We start from the raw sequence: 15,481 nt of genomic DNA, 5'->3' as shown, positions 1-15,481 counted from the left end.
CCCGCTCCCGGAAACGATGTCAAAAGTACAGCACAAGAACGAACCCTAAAAACCCCACTACAACGCTCAAGATCACGACATACTTTGTTCAAAAACACACCCGACAAGTAGTCTGACACAGGGGGCGTACAGTAGGGAACAGACCCACACCACATGCTTGATCATCCGTGAACCGAAGCCACAGTGAAGATGGACGCTTGTCCACCCAAACAAGCAATTGCGGCGCCGGCTCGACCGTTCCAGCCCAGCTGACAGGCAGGTCGCAGCGCCATCGCGCCTCGCGTGCAAGCTGTTGTTAAACCTGATTGCAAAATTGCATGCACGGAAGATTTCCTGATGTTAGTATGCACATCGGGCATCGGCGCCAGACCCGGCGCAGCCCCGTGCCCGCAAGCATCCGCCAGCGGCCAGCAAACCTTGTCGGGGTACCCATCTTGGTTCAGCGTTTTTCTCCTTTACTGGCCGTGCAGGGTCGCGAACATGATCTGGACTATGCGCCGGCGCCCTGGGTGCTCAAGCAATGCGCCGAGACCGAGATCATCTTCCTGGCCAATCCGCCCGCCTATGAAGAACTGAGCGAAACCTACGCCTACGAAGTGACCTTCAGCAAGGAATCGGCCGCACGCAAGCAGGCCGAGCCGATCCGCTATGCCTTCAGTACCATGCTCAAGCGCTTCCGTGCCAAGGTACTCAAGCGCAACAAGGTGCTGGGCATCCTGAACCAGCTGATCGCCGCCTCGCCCTCGGCCCGCATCAACGTGCTCGACGTCGGCTGCGGTTGGGGCGAGCTGCTGCAAACCCTGATGACCTCGCTGCCGCCGGCGCTGCGCAGCCGGGTCGCGCCGCACGGGGTGGAAATTTCGCGCGCGCTGTCGACCCTGTCGGACGACAAGCTGCGCCCTTTGGGCGGACGCTGCGTACACGCCTCGGCCCAGGACGGCGTGCTGCGTTTCGAGGAAGATTATTTCGACATCATCGTCATGGCCTCCTACCTCGAACACGAAGCCAGTCCGCTCGCAGTGCTGGAAAACTGCCGCAAGCGGCTCAAGGCGAACGGCACCATCATCGTCAAGGTACCCAACTTCGCCTGCTACAACCGGATAATCCGCGGGCCGCGCTGGAGCGGTTTTCGCTGGCCCGACCACGTCAACTACTTCACCCCCAAGACGCTGCGCGCGATCGCCGCGCGCGCCGGCCTGGAGGTGGTGCGCATGAACGCGCTCGACACCACCCCGTTCAGCGACAATATGTACGCGCTGCTGCGCACCAGCAAAGCGCGCTGACAACCGACGCTGGCAAAGCCGGCTGGCAAAGCCGCGTCATCACGCCCGGCACGCTGCGCATTCCTGCTAACATTGGCGCATGCGAATCTCTACTTTCAAGCCCCTCATCGTCACCCTGCTCGCCAGCCTTGCGCTGGCCGCGTGCAGCCCCCAATACAACTGGCGCGATTACAGCAGCCAGGATGCGCCCTTCCGCGTGATGTTCCCCGACAAACCGGCCACCCACGCGCGCGACCTCGACCTGAACGGCATGACGGTCAAGATGACCATGACCGCGGCCCAGGTCAACGGCACCATGTTCGCCGTCGGCAGCGGCGAAGCGCCCGACGCCGACAAGGCCGAAGCGGCCGTGGCGGCCATGAAGACGGCGCTGGTGCGCAATATCGGCGCCACCATCAACAGCGAAAAGCAGGGCAAGGCCTCGGCCGCCGCCGGCAGCGCCACGGCGCGGTCGAGCGCCATCGACATCGACGCCACCGGCGTGCAGAAAGGCGCGCCGATGCGCCTGGTCGGCCATTTCGAGTCGCGCAACAAGCGCTTTTACCAGGTCATCGTGATGGGCAAGGAAAAGGACATCTCGCAGGAACAGGTCGAGATGTTCATGTCCTCGTTCAAGCTGCAATAAGAACGTGACCGGGCACGTGACGGCGACCCTGGGCGGTGCGCGCGCGGCGCGCGTGTTCCTGTGCTTTGCGCTGGGCTACCTGCTGTCGTACGCGCTGCGGGCGGTCAACGCCGTCATCGCGCCGGCGCTGGTGGCCGAGATAGGCTTGTCGAACGCCGACCTGGGACTGCTCTCGTCGGCCTATTTCGTCGCCTTCGGCGCCATGCAGCTGCCGCTCGGCGTGTGGCTCGACAAATACGGCGCGCGCCGCACCGAATCGGCCCTGTTGCTGTGCGCCGCCCTGGGCGCGGCCGTGTTTGCGAGCAGCAGTTCGCTGGCCGGCCTGTGGCTCGGGCGCGCCCTGATCGGGATCGGCGTGTCGGCCTGCCTGATGGCCGCCTTCAAGGCCTACCGCCAGTGGTTTCCGCTTGAACGCCAGAGCCAACTGGCCAGCTGGATGCTGGTGGCCGGCACCTCGGGCGCGCTCAGCGCCACCGTGCCGGTGACGCTGGCGCTGCCGGCGATCGGCTGGCGCGGCATTTTCTGGGTGGTCGCGGCCCTGCTGCTGGCGGTCTCCGGCGCGATCTTCTTTTCGCTGCGCGAGGTCGAACGCCAGTTCGACAGCGGCGCGGCCAAGGGTGGCGGCGCGCTTGCCGATGGCGGCTACCGGCGCATTTTCGGCAGCGCCTATTTCTGGCGCATGGGCGTGCCGGGCCTGCTCAATCACGGCATTTTCTTCGCGCTGCAAACCCTGTGGGCCGGGCCGTGGATGACGACCGTGCTGGGCAAAAGCGCGCAGCAGACCGGCGCCATCCTGTTCGCATTCAATGCCGTGCTGCTGCTGTCCTACCTGACGCTTGGCTGGGCCGCGCCGCGGCTGGTGGCGCGCGGCTGGAACACGCACCGCATCATCGGCCTCGGGATTGGCGGCATGGTGGCCGCGCAGGCGGCCATGCTGGCCACCAGTGCGCCGCTGGCCTGGCTGCTTTGGTTGCTGCTGGCGGCCTGCGTGCCGGTCACCACCCTGGTGCAGTCGCACGTCGCGCTGGCCTTCCCGGCCGCGCTGGCGGGGCGCGCCAACTCGGCCTACAACCTGCAACTGTTCAACTCGGCCTACAACCTGCAACTGTTCATCGGCGCTTTTGCCACCCAGTGGGGCTTCGGGGTGGCGGTCGACCTGTTCAAGGTACACGGCGCCTCGGCGCCCGACGCCTTCCGCGCCACCCTCGCCATCGCCGTGCTGCTGCAGGCCGGCGCGCTGGCGTTCTTCACCTTCAACCGCGCACAAGCCGGAAACGCACGACCATGAACCAAGACAGCGGCTCCGCCCTGAAGCTGACGGCACTGAGCAAGCACTTCGGCCGTCCGGCCGTCGACCAGCTGGACCTGACGGTGCGGCGCGGCGAGCTGTATGCGCTGCTCGGCCCCAACGGCGCCGGCAAGACCACCACCTTGCGCATGGTGGCCGGCCTGCTGGCGCCCGACGCCGGCCGCATCGAGGTGCTCGGGGTGGACCTCGCGCTCGACCCGGCGGCGGCCAAGCGCCACATGGCCTACCTGCCGGACGACCCGATGCTGTACGCCAAACTGAAACCCACCGAATACCTGGAATTCGTGGCCGGCCTGTGGGGCATCGACGCCGACGAAGCCGAGCCGCGCGCGCGCCGCCTGCTCGACTGGCTGGACCTGGCCGCGCACGCGCACGAACTGACCGAAGGCTTTTCGCGCGGGATGAAGCAAAAGCTCGCGCTGGCCGGGGCGCTGATCCACGAACCGCGCCTGCTCATCCTGGACGAACCGCTCACCGGGCTCGATGCCGCCGCCGCGCGCCAGGTCAAGGACCTGCTGCTGGCGCACGTGGACGGCGGCGGCACCGTCATCCTCACCACCCACATCCTGGAAGTGGCCGAACGGCTGGCGCAGCGCATCGGCATCATCGAGCACGGGCGCCTGATCGCCGAGGGCACGCTCGACCAGCTGCGCGCGCAGACCGCGGGCGGCACCCTGGAAGACGTGTTCCTGCAGCTGACGGGGAAACGCTGATGGCGCGTCCCGGCAGCGCCCTGTGGCTGCTGCGGCACGAGCTGCGCCTGGCCATGTTCGACATGCTGGGCATGCGCAAGGATGCGGCCAGCATGGGCATCGGCAAGAAGACGCTCGCGGTGTGGCTGATCCTCGCCGCGCTGATGCACGGCTTCGCGTTCATGGCGCTGAGCCACGCCACGATCCCGGCCGGGCCGCCCGCGCATGCGCTGCTGAAGATGGTCGGCGCACTGATGGCCGGCATTTTCACGGTGATGCTCTCGACCGGCCTCAATGCCAGCGTGACGGCGCTGTTCGAGCGGCGCGACCTCGACCTGCTGCTGTCGTCGCCGATCCCGTCAACCAGCGTGTTCAACGTGCGCCTGGCGGCGATTGCGGCGACCAGCTGCACGCTGTACCTGTTTTTCCTGGCGCCGTTCGCGCATGCCGGCATCGTGCTCGGGCAGTTCCGCTGGCTGGGAATCTACCCGGCCATCATCGGCATGGCGCTCACCTCGTCATCGGTCGCGATGCTGCTCACCCTGGGGCTGGTGCGCTGGCTGGGCGTGCGGCGCACGCGCGTGACGGCGCAACTGCTCGGCGCACTGTCGGGGGCCGCGGTGTTTTTGCTGACGCAGGCATTTAACAGTTCGTTCGGGCCGGACGTGCAGCGCATCGTCACGCGCCTGGCGTCGCTGTTCGACGAAGGCGCCACGCTCGGCGTCGACAGCATCGCCTGGCTGCCGGCCAGGGCGGCGCTGGGCATGCCGCTGCCGGCCTTGCTGATGCTCGCCACGGGCGGCGCGGTGTTCCTGCTGACGGCGCGCCTGACGCATCGCTTTTTTGTGCGCGGCGTGCAGCAGGCCGCCGGCGCGGCGCGGGTGGCCAGGGCGCCGGCGGGAGGCGTGCGCCTGCGCTTCGGGCGCGGTCTCGCGCGCACCGTCATCGTCAAGGAATGGCGCCTGATCTGGCGCGACCCGCAACTGATCGCGCAGGTGGGATTGCAACTGATGTACATGCTGCCTTTGCTCATGCCGCTACTGTTCGGGCGCGAGGTCTCGCTGCCGACGGTGGCGGCGGCGCTGGTGTTTTTATGCGGCACGCTCAGTTCCTCGCTGGCCTGGATCGTGATCGCCGCCGAAGACGCCCCCGACCTGCTGCGCGGCGCCCCGTGCAGCCAGGGCGCGATCCGGCGCGCCAAGCTGGCCGCGGTGGCGATCCCGCCGCTGGCGGTGGCGTTGCTGCCGCTATGCTGGCTGGGCATGCGCCAGCCAGCCGCGGCGGCCATCATGCTGCTTACCTGCACCATGTGCGCATGCAACAGCGCGCTGGTGGTGGCATGGTGCAGCCCGCCGGCCGCGCGTGGCGACTTCAAGCGGCGCGGCAAGTCGAACCTGGCCCGCACCATCTTCGAACTGCTCACCGGCGCCGGCTGGGCAGGCCTGAGTTTCATCTTGATGTACGGCCAGGCGCACGGCTGGAACGCGTCGGTCGTGGTCGGGACCGTCATGACCACGCTGCTGCTGATGGGCTTCGCGGCAACGGCATGGTTTTTCCGGGTGAAACCCGGTTGATCCGGCGCACGAGGTGACGCGCTACGTGACGCGCAAGGCGCGTATCGTCACGACCGAAAGCGCCGGTTCGTGTTATCGTTTCACTATGTACGCCTAATTAGAAAGTTCCTATGTTAATTACCTTTACCTCCAAAGCAGCATCAGAAGTTTTGATGTACAAGGAACACGCAAAACGCATCCTCGACCTGCTCCATAAAAACGTCGACCAGGGTGTCATCACGGCAGCCGAAGCGCCGCATGCCCTGCAAGTTCTCGAGCAAGAAATCGCCGAGAGCCGCCAGCATGCCGTGTCCGAAGATGTCGAGCGCGATGTCCATGCGCATCACAACGAAGACGGCGACGACGCCAACCACGAAGAAATCCAGACGGTCAGTTTTTCGACCCGCGCTTATCCGTTGGTGGAAATGCTGCGCGCAGCCAAGGCCGGCGGTCACGACGTGGTCTGGGGCGTCTGATGTCCGCGCTGGTGGCGCAACACAGCCACCAGCTCGCTGCCGCCGACGGCACCTTGCTGCATGTCAGCGACTACCTGCTGCCGGCCGCGCCGCTGCGCGGCAGCGTCGTGATCATGCATGGCCTCGGCGAGCATAGCGGACGCTATCGCCACCTGGCCGCGTTCTTCAACGATTGCGGCCTGTCGGTGCGCTGCTACGACCACCGCGGTCATGGCCGCTCGCAAGGCAAACGCGGCGACGTCATCAACGGCGATCCGCTGCTGCAAGATGCCGAGATCGTCATCGACGATTTTGCCAGGCATTTCCGGCGACCTCCCTTTTTGTTCGGCCACAGCATGGGCGGCCTGTTCGCGGCGCGCTTCGCCCTGTCCGGCGTGTCGCCCTTGCGCGGCCTGATACTGTCCTCGCCCGCCCTGGCGCTGCGCCTGTCGCGCCTGCAACTTCTGCTGCTCGATACCTTGCATGCGCTGGCGCCGTCGCTGGCGGTGCCCAATGGCCTGTCGCCGCGCTGGCTGTCGCACGATGCGCGCGTCGTAGCGGCCTATCGATCCGATCCGCTAGTGCATGGCAGGATCAGCGCGCGCCTGATGCGCTCGATGCTGCGTTCGATCGAATATTGCCATGCGCACGCCGGCAAGTTGACGGTGCCGGCGCTGTTGCTCGCGGCCGGCGACGATCACCTGGTCGACCCGGACGGTGTGCGCCGTTTCGCCGCGCACTTGCCGCCCGGCCTGGGTCAACTGCATGTGTACGACGGCATGTATCACGAAATTTTCAACGAGCTCGACGCGGCCCGCCCGCTGGCGGACCTGCGCGCCTGGCTCGCCGCCCAGGACGCCTCACACAATTAGCCGAGAAGGCGTTGCGCTGCACGGTGTCCGTGCCGACAGATCAAGGTTGCGGCGCGTATTGGGGTGGCATGCTGCCAATTCATGTTGTATTATATATAATATTTCATAAATTGGAGACTGTATGACAACTGACGCGTATGACCCTACCCAACGCAAGCGGAGCGGGCTGAGCACGCGCGCTTGCCTGCCCCCCACGAGCGGCAGGGGTGTCATCGGCTCGCTCATCTGGATGTGCGTGGCAGGCGCCGCTGTTTTCGGCCAGGCGAGCGCCATCTCGGCCACGTTGTCCAATCCAAGCGTCGTCACAGGCGAACAATTGCTGCGCAACTTCATGGGGCCGCCGCGCGAAAATGACGATCCTTTCCTCAAGGGCGCTGATGTCATCAAGCACCAAACGGCGCGTGGCTACATCAATGGCGTCAGGGACGCGAGCGAAGGTGTGCAGTGGTGCTTTACCGGCACCTTGTGGAAGGAGTTGAACGACGATGTCGCCTCGGCACTCAAAAAACTGACGCCCGCGCAGCTCAAAGGCCCTGCTGCCCCCTTGGTCATCAAGGTATTGCACGAGCGCTTTCCGTGCGCTTCGGTCCGGAATTCACCATGAAGACCGTGAAGCCCGCATTTGCTTTTCTTTTCAAGAGCTACCCGCGCAGAGAACTCCTTGACCGTGACAAGCTTTACGATCAGTTAGGGTGGGCCGACCTGAAAAACAAACCGGCGTTCCACGATACGTGCGCCATCAGGATGAGCGTTGCCCTGAACGGGGCGGAGGTCGCCGTGGCCGGCTGGCTCAGAATCAAATCTGGAACCTTGGCCGGTAAAAACGTCGAACCGTCCCAAGCCAAGCTGTCGTAATGGCTGAAACGGCAGTGGGGACAGCCCGAGGTCTTCAAGAATGATGAATATGCCCTGCGTGGCATTGGCAACAGGACCGGGGTGGTTTCTTTCTGGGGAATCAACCAGACTGCGCAGGGACATATCGATCTCGTCAGCCCGGATGGCAAGGGATTTCATGACTGCGCGATGCAATGTCCTTTCTTCGCCCGCGAGATCTGGTTCTGGCCGCTGCTCTAGCGTTTCATTGGCACTGGCGCGGGCAGACCTCGGCATCAAGAAAGGTGCACAGGCGCAGGTCGGCCAAGCAAACACTTGCGCTCGGTCAGAAACAGGTACAACAGGCTGACGATCAGGCAGGTCCACCACATCGACCAGAGCGTATGGGTGAGAAAGTGGGCGCCGCGCAACTGCTGCATCCAGCCCAGCGCAAAACCGAGGCCGAGCATGGCCGCGCCCACGCGCAGCGCCGTGCGCGGCCGGTGCGGCAGCCAGAACACCGCCAGGGACACCAGCCACAGCGCGCTCGACGCGTGGCCGGCCGGCATGCAGTGGCCAAGCGAGGCGTACGGCAAGGCCGACTGGAACAGGCGCACATAGGTTTCGCTGCCGCCGAACAGCGCCAGGTCCCACGGGCAATGCGAGGTGCTCATATATTTCAGCGCGCTGATCCAGGATGGCGCCAGCAGCGCCGACAGCGCCACCACGCGCAGGCGCAGGCGGAAAGGCGTGGTCCAGGCCGCGCGTGGCCAGAGCAGGTCGAACAAGGCGGTCAGCACCATGCCGCCCGCCAGGGTCAGCAATGCCGCCTTGGCCCAGACATGACTGACCGTTTCGGCAAACCACGCATGGCGCCAAGGAAAAGTGCCGCTGGCCGGATCGAACATGGCTTGCGCCAGTATCAGGTCGAGGTCGGTGAAGGCGTTGATCCATCCGATCGCCAGTGCGCTGCCCGCCAGCGCCAGGACCAGCCGCTTACGACTCATGCGTACACGGCCCGAAGATGTCGAGGCCCGGATTGTAGACGGCCGTGCTGATGCGGTGCATGCCCAGCACCGAATGGAATACATTGTCGTGCGAGAACGATTGCCCGGTGCGCGCCGCCAGGCAGCGCTGGTCGATATGGAAGCGCGAACGGAAGCCCTCCGACAGCCACAGCATGAACGGCACTGCGCGCTGCTCGGCCGGGGAAATCACATACGGCGCTCCGTGCAGATACATATTGTGTTCGCCGAGCGATTCGCCATGATCGGAAAAATACAGCATGGCGGTATTGACCTGTTCCTTCTCGCCGCTGGCCTTGAGCAATTCGATGGCCTGGTTGAGGAAGTGGTCGGTGTACAGGATCGAGTTGTCGTAGGCGGCCACGATCGATTCGCGCGAGCACGATTCGAGCTGGTTGGTCCGGCACACCGGGCCGAAGCGCTGGAAGGCGGCGGGCGCGCGTTTCCAGTACGCGGGGCCGTGGCTGCCTTTCTGGTGCAGGACGATGACCAGGTCCTTGCGCGCCTTGCGGATCAGCTCGGGCAAGCCGTCGAGCAAGCGTTCGTCGTAGCATTCGTCGTCGACACACCATTTGTTGCCGGGATCGGCTTTCGACAGGTCTTCGACATCGATCCGGTCGCAGGTCCCTTTACAGCCAGAATTATTGTCGCGCCACAGGACGCCGAAACCGGCATGCGACAGCACGTCGAGCAAGCCCTGCTGCGAATAGGCCTTGTCGTCTGAATAGTTTTCGCGGCCCAAGGCTGAAAACACGCAGGGCACCGACACCGCCGTGGCCGTGCCGCACGATTGCACATCGGTGAAGTTGAGCAAGTCAGCTTGTTGCGACAGTTGGGGATTGGTGAGACGGGCGTAGCCGTTGAGCGAAAAATTGGCGGCGCGCGCGGTTTCGCCGACCACGATCAGGGTGACCGAACGTTCGCTGTTGCCGCCTGCGCTGGCGCGCTTGGTCGCGTCCATGCCCAGCGGCGCGACGATCAGCGCCTGGGCGCGGCGCTGCTTGACGTAGCCGTTGATGGCCTGGATGTAATTCGTCGGCGCCAGCAAATAGCGTAGTTCGCGGTGCTCGCGCAGCGCGGGCGCCAGGCTTTTGAAGAACAAGAACAGCAAAATCGCCGCGACCAGCAAGGAGCCGCCGATGTTGGCGGCCTGCAGCACCAGGCCACGCTTGCCCGCGCAAAACAGGATCTGCGTGCGCCACACCAGCAGCGAAGGCACGATACCGAGCAAGGTGATGGTCAGCAGCAGCTTCCAGTTCAGCAATTCGAGGGCTTCGTGGACATCGGTTTCGAGCAAGTTCTGGATCATCGACTTGTCGATCGCGGTGCCGTACTCGTTCATGAAGTAGTAGGTGGCCGAGGTGGCGAGGAACAGCACGACCAGCAAGGGCTTGACGATGAAACGAAAATTGATGAGGTTCAGGCAGGCATTGAACAAGAGCACCAGCAAGGCGAAACTGCCCAGGTGCAGCGGCAGTTGCGACAGCCCGACGCCGCCGGTAGCGCTGAAAAACGTGCGCCAGAAGTTGCCGTTGTAGGCGGTGAGCAGGAACACCGAGGCGCCCAGGATGAGCAAGGACGCATGAATGCGCGGGGCGGTGTTCAGTTTCAACGAAGTCTCCAGTGGACGCGCCTTCTGGCACGATGGTCCGGTACTCAAGATACTGTTGAGCACATCATGTCGATGTGAACTGCACGTTAAGATTTCGTTAAATCCGTATTGAAGCTTATCGTAAATATGCTGCCACCGCCCTCGCGTTCACTAAAATACAACGTTGCTCCCAGATATTCGCAGATGCGACGCACCAGGGCCAGGCCGAGGCCCGCGCCTGCGGAACCTTTCGCCAGCGCCGCCGGCGCGGCGCCCTGGGCCGGGTCGAAGATGGCGCGCACGGCCAATGGCAGGCCGGGGCCGGTATCTTCGACCAGCACCGATTCGGCGCCAAGCCGGACCGAGACCTCGCCCTGCCCGGTGTACTGGCAGGCATTGCGGATCAGGTTGCCGACGGCCGCCACCAGCAACTCGGGCGGCGCGGCGATGGCGAAGGCGGGACCGCCGAGGAAGCGCAGCGCGACCGGCTTGCCGGCGACCAGCGACTGGGCGCGCTCGGTTTCGGCGCGGGCGATCTGGTCGACGCTGGTGACGGGATGGGCGATGCGGTCGCGCGAACGCGCCAGGGTCAGCAGCACGTTGACGCAGGCCGACGCCTCATTGGCGGCGCGCAGGATACGCTCGGCCGCGGCGGCGGTGGCCGGATTGGCATCCGGCTGGGCAAGGATGATTTCGGCCGCGCCCGTGATCACGGTCAGCGGCGTGCGCAATTCGTGGCTGACGTCGCCCGTGAACAGGCGCTCGCGCTCGAGGTAGGTGCGCAGCTCGCTGGTGTGGGCGGCGAAGGCGCGCGCCAGCACGCCGAGTTCGTCGCTGCGTTCGAGCAGCGGCAATTCGGTGGAGCTTTCGCGCACGGCCGCAGCCAGGGTGGTAATCGGGGTCACGAAGCGACGCCCGATGAAGCGGCCCAAAAACAGCGAAAACAGCATGATCCCGATAAAACCGACACCGAACATCGAATAGACGACCAGTTCGATCTTTTCGTAATCGCTTTCGTGGTCGACCACCACATAATTGCCGGCATCATCCTTGCCCGCAAGAACGTGCAAGCCGATGCCGTCGACATGGACTTCGCCTACGCCTTCCGGCAAGTTGCGCAGCGGCGGGGGAATGGCGTTGCCGTGGTGAAAACTCAGGCCGGCGGGCATACCGACCGGTAAGCCGCCGGCGTGGCGCGGTGCGGCCCAGGCGGCGGCCTCGGCAAGGCGATTATCGACCAGGTGGACCTCGATGCCTTCGACCGCGACGATGGCGATGGCCGCTAAAAAGAGCGAGGAGCCGAGCGCGAACAGCAGGTAGGCGACGGCGATGCGGCGGCGCAGGGAATCAGGCGGCTTCATCGGTGCTCACCAGTTTGAAGCCGAGTCCGGGGACGGTGCGCAGCATGGGAAAAGGAAACGGTTTGTCGAGCGCCTGGCGCAGGGCATGAATATGGGTGCGCAGGGCATCGCTGTCGGGGCGGTCGTCGCCCCAGACCGCTTGTTCGATCATGTGGCGCGGCACCACGTTGGGCGCCTCGCGCATCAGGCGTTTGAGGATGGTGTAGCCGGTTTTGGTCAAGGCCAGCGGGATGCCGGCGCGGGCCGCTTCGTAGGTACCCGTATTGAAGCTCAGCTCGCCGACGCGCAGGATGGCGGCGCCACCGACGGCGCCGTTGGCGCGGCGCAGCAAGGCCTTCAGGCGGATGTCGAGTTCGACCAGGGAAAATGGTTTGACCAGGTAATCGTCGGCGCCGCTGTCGAAGCCGGCGACCTTGTCTTGCAAGGTGTCGCGCGCGGTCAGCATCAGGACCGGGATGTTGCTTTTGAGTTCGCCACGGAGTTTTTGGCAGATATCCAGGCCGGTCAGGCCGGGCAGCATGACATCGAGAACCACAACGTCATAGGTGTTCTGGGCGGCCAGCGCCAGGCCGGCATAGCCGTTGGCGGCCGAGTCGAGGATGTAGCCCTTCGGTTCCAGGAAACCGTACAGGTTGGCCACGATGTCGGGATTGTCTTCGATGATGAGGATGCGCATGGGGCTATTCTAGTCCACTGCGGCTGTGGGGGGGCGGGACCGGCCTGCGGCGGGCATGGGCGAGACTGCGCAGGTTCCCAACTGCTACAATCATTGCCTTTTTTCGATGTGGCAGATGGCAGCAATGACTCAGGATTCCAGCAAGCGCGGCGGTTTCAGTTCCAGTTTTGGCGTATTGGCGGCGACGCTCGGCTCGGCCGTTGGCCTTGGCAATATCTGGAAATTCCCCTATCTGACGGGCGCCAACGGCGGCGCCGGCTTTTTGCTGATCTATGTGCTCTGCACATTGGTGGTCGGTATCCCGGTCATGATCGCGGAAATCACGATGGGGCGCGCGGCCAAGGCCAATCCGATCACTGCGCTGCAGCGCTTAAACCCGGGCAAGGCGCCGTGGTGGCTGATCGGCGTGGCGGGCATGGCTGCGGCGTTCCTGATCCTGTCGTTCTATTCCGAAGTGGTCGCGTGGGTGTTTGCGTATGTCGTCAAGGCCATCGACGGTTCCATACTCAGCAGCGAGCGGCGCGTGGCGGAAAGCGCTTTCGGCGCGCTGATCGGCGATCCGGTTCAATCGTTGTTGTGGCAATGGTTCGTGCTGGCGTTTATCGGCGGCATTTTGCTGCTTGGCGTAACCAAGGGCATTGAAGGGCTGACCAAAAAACTCATGCCGGTCCTGTTCGTACTGCTGCTGTTGCTGTGCGGGGTCAGCCTGTCGCTGGAGAAAGCCGCTGACGGCCTGGCGTTCCTGCTGCGCCCGGACTTCAGCAAGATCAGTGCTGGCGTGGTGTTGACGGCCATGGGCCTGGCGTTTTTCAAGCTATCGCTGGGGATGGGAACGATGATGACCTACGGTTCTTACTTTCGCGACGATCAGAATATTCCGCAGACAGCCTTGCGGGTCATGACCGCCGATCTGTGCGTTTCCATGCTGGCGGGGATCGCGATTTTCCCGGCGGTATTTACCTTCGGATTTGAACCATCGGCCGGTCCCGCGCTGGTCTTCATGACGATTCCCGCCGTGTTCTCGCAAATTCCGGGTGGCCACTTCTTGATGATCGTTTTCTTCGTGCTGGCGGCGGTGGCGGCGACCGGAGCGATGCTGTCGCTGATGGAGGTGCCGGTGGTGATTTTGCACGAGCGCCTTGGCATGAGCCGTCCGAAGGCGACCCTGATCACGATCGCCTGCCTGATGCTGCTCGGTTCCACCTGCGCGCTGACCAATAGCATACTGTCCGGCGTCAAGGTGTTCGGCCTGAATCTGTTCGACCTGTTCGATTTTGTGTCATCGAATATCCTGCTGCCGCTGGGAGGCATTTTGCTCGCGCTGTTTGCCGGCTGGGTATGGGGTGCGGACCGATTCAACGATGCCATATCGAACAAAGGCACGCTGTCCAACGGGGCGAGCGCGCGCGTGGTACTGTTTTTGCTGCGCTATGTGTCGCCCTTGCTGATTTTGCTGGTCATGCTCAAAGGCTTGAAGGTGTTGTAAGGGGCGCGGCAGGCGTGGCCAACATGCTTGTCATGCGCTGTCACGAGCTGGAATGAGCCGCCCCTCGCGATAGGCGCTGCCGAACAAGCGCGCCAGGCAGGCGTGCATAGTCACCGATGGGGTCGAAGCCGTGTTCGATCAGCGTAGCGCTGGAAAAGTCGTGCAAGCCGGGCATTGGCGGGCGAGTGACGAGACCCTCCTCGATGTTGATGCGCATGAGTTCTGCAACGGAACAGTGCATAAGCGGGTCGATGGTGGCTGATTTTCTGGGATGCATGTGTCTATTCCTTCCTGTTTTCTCACTGGCCAGACTTTCCCATCGCCCGTTTTGACGCGCCAATTGACCAGAAAATCGCCTTCCAAGGGCGGCCGGATATTGCAATAGTGCGGCGGAAAATGAGCGGCCGGTCAACCTCCCGGCTTGGTAAAATCGGCGCTCACATTTCACTATGTATCATCAGGTCGCTTCGCGGGCCATCAAGCATGAACCACGAGAGCGAACGATGACACAACAACAAGTACAAACCAGCCAAGCTCAAGCCGCCCCAGCAAGGGATGCATGCGCACTGGGGGCGCTGATGACCAGCTACGATAAAGGCTTTCCAGCAGCAAACGTCGGATGGTGCGTGGCTGCGCTCCTGTTTGCATTCGGGGTGTTCGTATTCGGGCTGGCCACACAGAAACACCCTGATAACGCATCCGACAGCGTTGTCTACGCGTTGTACGCGTTCGGGTTTTCCGCCATGGCGCTGGGCATTGGCTTGGGATATCTCGTCCGGCACCTGAATGCGGCGCAACCGGCATATTATCTGTTCGAGCATGGCATCCGTACATGCAATCGCGATGGGGAGCAGACTGCCCTGTATTGCGATATCGAGGATGTGTTTTCCAACAATGGCATCGCCCTGGCCTTTCGCATTTCACCCCGGACACCATGGATTTTTCTCGGTAACTACCCGGAACAGTCCGCCGTTCTAAAAGAGTTGCACCGCCGGCACATGATGGAACGCTTTGCGAACTTGTTTCAACAAACGCTGCATGGTCACACGGTGGTGTTCCGCTATTTTACGCGTTGGTTTTGGATGAAGAAAAACACGCTGATGACTTCCCGGGTTTCCGAGCTAAAGGTGAACAAGCACCAACTGACAATCGGAGACAAGAGCATCGCCATCGACCGCATCGGCGATATTCACCTCAGTTTCTGGCTCCAAAAAGCAACAATCATGGACAGGGATGGCGCTGTTTTTCATACCATGCACGCCCATGCTGTCCTGTCATTCGATGTGCTGATTGGCGTCCTCAGGGGTCTTCAACACTTCCACTCCACGCGACCTACGCCACAATAAGCCGGCGAAAGCGAGCAATAACACACGTCGAACAAGGACGAGCCGTACACGCGCCGGGCCCACCGATCGCTACCTAAGGCAAAAGCCGTTCATTTCTGTTGGTCGGCTGGCTCATGTCGGCGCTGTTTGCCGGGGCAGGCGCCATTGCGCTGTGGATGAACATGCGGATCATGGCAGGGCGAGCTCTTCGCTGTCGTGGCGGGAAAAGTGGAAGTCGATCAACATGAGCAATCCATTTTCAAAGAAAACTTCGCGATGAATACGAAGAAAACGCGGACGAAAAAAAACCCCACATTTCTGCGGGGTTTTCTTCTTATAACTAGCCTGACGATGACCTACTTTCACACTGGTTGCAGCACTATCATCGGCGTAAAATCGTTTCACGGTCCTGTTC

The 15,481-nt window shown here is 63.2% G+C and carries 18 protein-coding genes; 12 read left to right on the top strand and 6 right to left on the bottom strand.

Translation table 11 applies throughout. From position 1 onward, the window contains the following. The first annotated feature begins 464 nt into the window (after window positions 1-464). The 10 genes from F1735_RS37955 to F1735_RS38340 all read left to right on the top strand — a co-directional run bounded on the left by F1735_RS37955 (window position 465) and on the right by F1735_RS38340 (window position 7,863). Window positions 465-1,283 carry a class I SAM-dependent methyltransferase gene (locus tag F1735_RS37955; RefSeq protein WP_167240312.1) on the top strand — a complete coding sequence of 273 codons (819 nt, stop codon included), beginning with the start codon at window positions 465-467 and terminating at the stop codon, window positions 1,281-1,283. A gap of 79 nt (window positions 1,284-1,362) precedes the next feature. After that, window positions 1,363-1,908, top strand: coding sequence for a hypothetical protein (locus F1735_RS29880; protein WP_167240311.1), 546 nt, complete (start codon window positions 1,363-1,365; stop codon window positions 1,906-1,908). 16 nt (window positions 1,909-1,924) lie between these two features. Beyond that, window positions 1,925-3,196, top strand: a complete 1,272-nt coding sequence (locus tag F1735_RS29875; RefSeq protein ID WP_167240310.1) for an MFS transporter — start codon at window positions 1,925-1,927, stop codon at window positions 3,194-3,196. Beyond that, window positions 3,193-3,930 carry an ABC transporter ATP-binding protein gene (locus F1735_RS29870; RefSeq protein ID WP_167240309.1) on the top strand — a complete coding sequence of 246 codons (738 nt, stop codon included), beginning with the start codon at window positions 3,193-3,195 and terminating at the stop codon, window positions 3,928-3,930. Before F1735_RS29875 ends, F1735_RS29870 begins: the two co-directional genes overlap by 4 nt. Further along, complete coding sequence (locus F1735_RS29865; RefSeq protein ID WP_167240308.1) at window positions 3,930-5,483, top strand: putative ABC transporter permease subunit; 1,554 nt, start codon at window positions 3,930-3,932, stop codon at window positions 5,481-5,483. Before F1735_RS29870 ends, F1735_RS29865 begins: the two co-directional genes overlap by 1 nt. 110 nt (window positions 5,484-5,593) lie before the next feature. Further along, window positions 5,594-5,938, top strand: coding sequence for a DUF1840 domain-containing protein (locus F1735_RS29860; RefSeq protein ID WP_167240307.1), 345 nt, complete (start codon window positions 5,594-5,596; stop codon window positions 5,936-5,938). Continuing rightward, window positions 5,938-6,789 carry an alpha/beta hydrolase gene (locus tag F1735_RS29855; protein WP_167240306.1) on the top strand — a complete coding sequence of 284 codons (852 nt, stop codon included), beginning with the start codon at window positions 5,938-5,940 and terminating at the stop codon, window positions 6,787-6,789. The genes F1735_RS29860 and F1735_RS29855 overlap by 1 nt, the downstream gene beginning before the upstream one ends. Before the next feature lie 121 nt (window positions 6,790-6,910). Further along, window positions 6,911-7,393, top strand: coding sequence for a Rap1a/Tai family immunity protein (locus F1735_RS29850; protein WP_167240305.1), 483 nt, complete (start codon window positions 6,911-6,913; stop codon window positions 7,391-7,393). After that, complete coding sequence (locus tag F1735_RS29845; RefSeq protein ID WP_167240304.1) at window positions 7,390-7,644, top strand: hypothetical protein; 255 nt, start codon at window positions 7,390-7,392, stop codon at window positions 7,642-7,644. The genes F1735_RS29850 and F1735_RS29845 overlap by 4 nt, the downstream gene beginning before the upstream one ends. Window positions 7,645-7,647: 3 nt before the next feature. Beyond that, window positions 7,648-7,863 carry a hypothetical protein gene (locus F1735_RS38340; protein ID WP_373888602.1) on the top strand — a complete coding sequence of 72 codons (216 nt, stop codon included), beginning with the start codon at window positions 7,648-7,650 and terminating at the stop codon, window positions 7,861-7,863. Window positions 7,864-7,898: 35 nt separating this feature from the next. Here F1735_RS38340 and F1735_RS29840 read toward each other — a convergent pair whose 3' ends face one another. The 4 genes from F1735_RS29840 to F1735_RS29825 all read right to left on the bottom strand — a co-directional run bounded on the left by F1735_RS29840 (window position 7,899) and on the right by F1735_RS29825 (window position 12,255). Beyond that, window positions 7,899-8,609 carry a phosphatase PAP2 family protein gene (locus tag F1735_RS29840; RefSeq protein ID WP_167240303.1) on the bottom strand — a complete coding sequence of 237 codons (711 nt, stop codon included), beginning with the start codon at window positions 8,607-8,609 and terminating at the stop codon, window positions 7,899-7,901. Next, complete coding sequence (locus tag F1735_RS29835) at window positions 8,599-10,239, bottom strand: phosphoethanolamine transferase (protein WP_167240302.1); 1,641 nt, start codon at window positions 10,237-10,239, stop codon at window positions 8,599-8,601. The genes F1735_RS29840 and F1735_RS29835 overlap by 11 nt, the downstream gene beginning before the upstream one ends. A gap of 86 nt (window positions 10,240-10,325) precedes the next feature. Further along, complete coding sequence (locus F1735_RS29830) at window positions 10,326-11,579, bottom strand: sensor histidine kinase (protein ID WP_167240301.1); 1,254 nt, start codon at window positions 11,577-11,579, stop codon at window positions 10,326-10,328. Beyond that, complete coding sequence (locus tag F1735_RS29825; protein ID WP_167240300.1) at window positions 11,566-12,255, bottom strand: response regulator transcription factor; 690 nt, start codon at window positions 12,253-12,255, stop codon at window positions 11,566-11,568. Before F1735_RS29825 ends, F1735_RS29830 begins: the two co-directional genes overlap by 14 nt. Window positions 12,256-12,379: 124 nt before the next feature. Here F1735_RS29825 and F1735_RS29820 point away from each other — a divergent pair, with 124 nt between their 5' ends. Beyond that, window positions 12,380-13,741 carry a sodium-dependent transporter gene (locus F1735_RS29820; protein WP_167240299.1) on the top strand — a complete coding sequence of 454 codons (1,362 nt, stop codon included), beginning with the start codon at window positions 12,380-12,382 and terminating at the stop codon, window positions 13,739-13,741. A 40-nt stretch (window positions 13,742-13,781) separates the two neighbouring features. Here F1735_RS29820 and F1735_RS29815 read toward each other — a convergent pair whose 3' ends face one another. Next, window positions 13,782-14,018 (bottom strand): hypothetical protein, encoded by a 237-nt coding sequence (locus tag F1735_RS29815; protein ID WP_167240298.1) that lies wholly within the window; start codon window positions 14,016-14,018, stop codon window positions 13,782-13,784. A gap of 226 nt (window positions 14,019-14,244) precedes the next feature. On the opposite strand from F1735_RS29815, the gene F1735_RS29810 reads away from it, so the two are divergent. Continuing rightward, window positions 14,245-15,087: a hypothetical protein gene (locus tag F1735_RS29810; RefSeq protein ID WP_167240297.1), complete on the top strand. Its 843-nt coding sequence runs from the start codon at window positions 14,245-14,247 to the stop codon at window positions 15,085-15,087. A gap of 168 nt (window positions 15,088-15,255) precedes the next feature. On the opposite strand, the gene F1735_RS29805 is transcribed toward F1735_RS29810, so the two are convergent. Then, window positions 15,256-15,481: hypothetical protein (locus tag F1735_RS29805; RefSeq protein WP_222853114.1), on the bottom strand; the 226-nt coding region annotated here is incomplete at its 5' end.

This window comes from Massilia genomosp. 1, assembly GCF_011682185.1.
Lineage (GTDB): Bacteria > Pseudomonadota > Gammaproteobacteria > Burkholderiales > Burkholderiaceae_D > Telluria_A > Telluria_A rubra.
Note: the sequence above shows the minus strand (reverse complement) of the source record. Positions and strands in the feature narration are given on the sequence as shown.

What these genes read in the sequence shown, in the direction of transcription:
- F1735_RS29880 (WP_167240311.1), top strand. Translation starts at nt 1,363, where the DNA reads ATGCGAATCTCTACTTTCAAGCCCCTCATCGTCACCCTGCTCGCCAGC.
- F1735_RS29870 (WP_167240309.1), top strand. Translation starts at nt 3,193, where the DNA reads ATGAACCAAGACAGCGGCTCCGCCCTGAAGCTGACGGCACTGAGCAAG.
- F1735_RS29865 (WP_167240308.1), top strand. Translation starts at nt 3,930, where the DNA reads ATGGCGCGTCCCGGCAGCGCCCTGTGGCTGCTGCGGCACGAGCTGCGC.
- F1735_RS29860 (WP_167240307.1), top strand. Translation starts at nt 5,594, where the DNA reads ATGTTAATTACCTTTACCTCCAAAGCAGCATCAGAAGTTTTGATGTAC.
- F1735_RS29855 (WP_167240306.1), top strand. Translation starts at nt 5,938, where the DNA reads ATGTCCGCGCTGGTGGCGCAACACAGCCACCAGCTCGCTGCCGCCGAC.
- F1735_RS29850 (WP_167240305.1), top strand. Translation starts at nt 6,911, where the DNA reads ATGACAACTGACGCGTATGACCCTACCCAACGCAAGCGGAGCGGGCTG.
- F1735_RS29845 (WP_167240304.1), top strand. Translation starts at nt 7,390, where the DNA reads ATGAAGACCGTGAAGCCCGCATTTGCTTTTCTTTTCAAGAGCTACCCG.
- F1735_RS29840 (WP_167240303.1), bottom strand. Translation starts at nt 8,609, where the DNA reads ATGAGTCGTAAGCGGCTGGTCCTGGCGCTGGCGGGCAGCGCACTGGCG.
- F1735_RS29830 (WP_167240301.1), bottom strand. Translation starts at nt 11,579, where the DNA reads ATGAAGCCGCCTGATTCCCTGCGCCGCCGCATCGCCGTCGCCTACCTG.
- F1735_RS29825 (WP_167240300.1), bottom strand. Translation starts at nt 12,255, where the DNA reads ATGCGCATCCTCATCATCGAAGACAATCCCGACATCGTGGCCAACCTG.
- F1735_RS29820 (WP_167240299.1), top strand. Translation starts at nt 12,380, where the DNA reads ATGACTCAGGATTCCAGCAAGCGCGGCGGTTTCAGTTCCAGTTTTGGC.
- F1735_RS29815 (WP_167240298.1), bottom strand. Translation starts at nt 14,018, where the DNA reads ATGCATCCCAGAAAATCAGCCACCATCGACCCGCTTATGCACTGTTCC.
- F1735_RS29810 (WP_167240297.1), top strand. Translation starts at nt 14,245, where the DNA reads ATGACACAACAACAAGTACAAACCAGCCAAGCTCAAGCCGCCCCAGCA.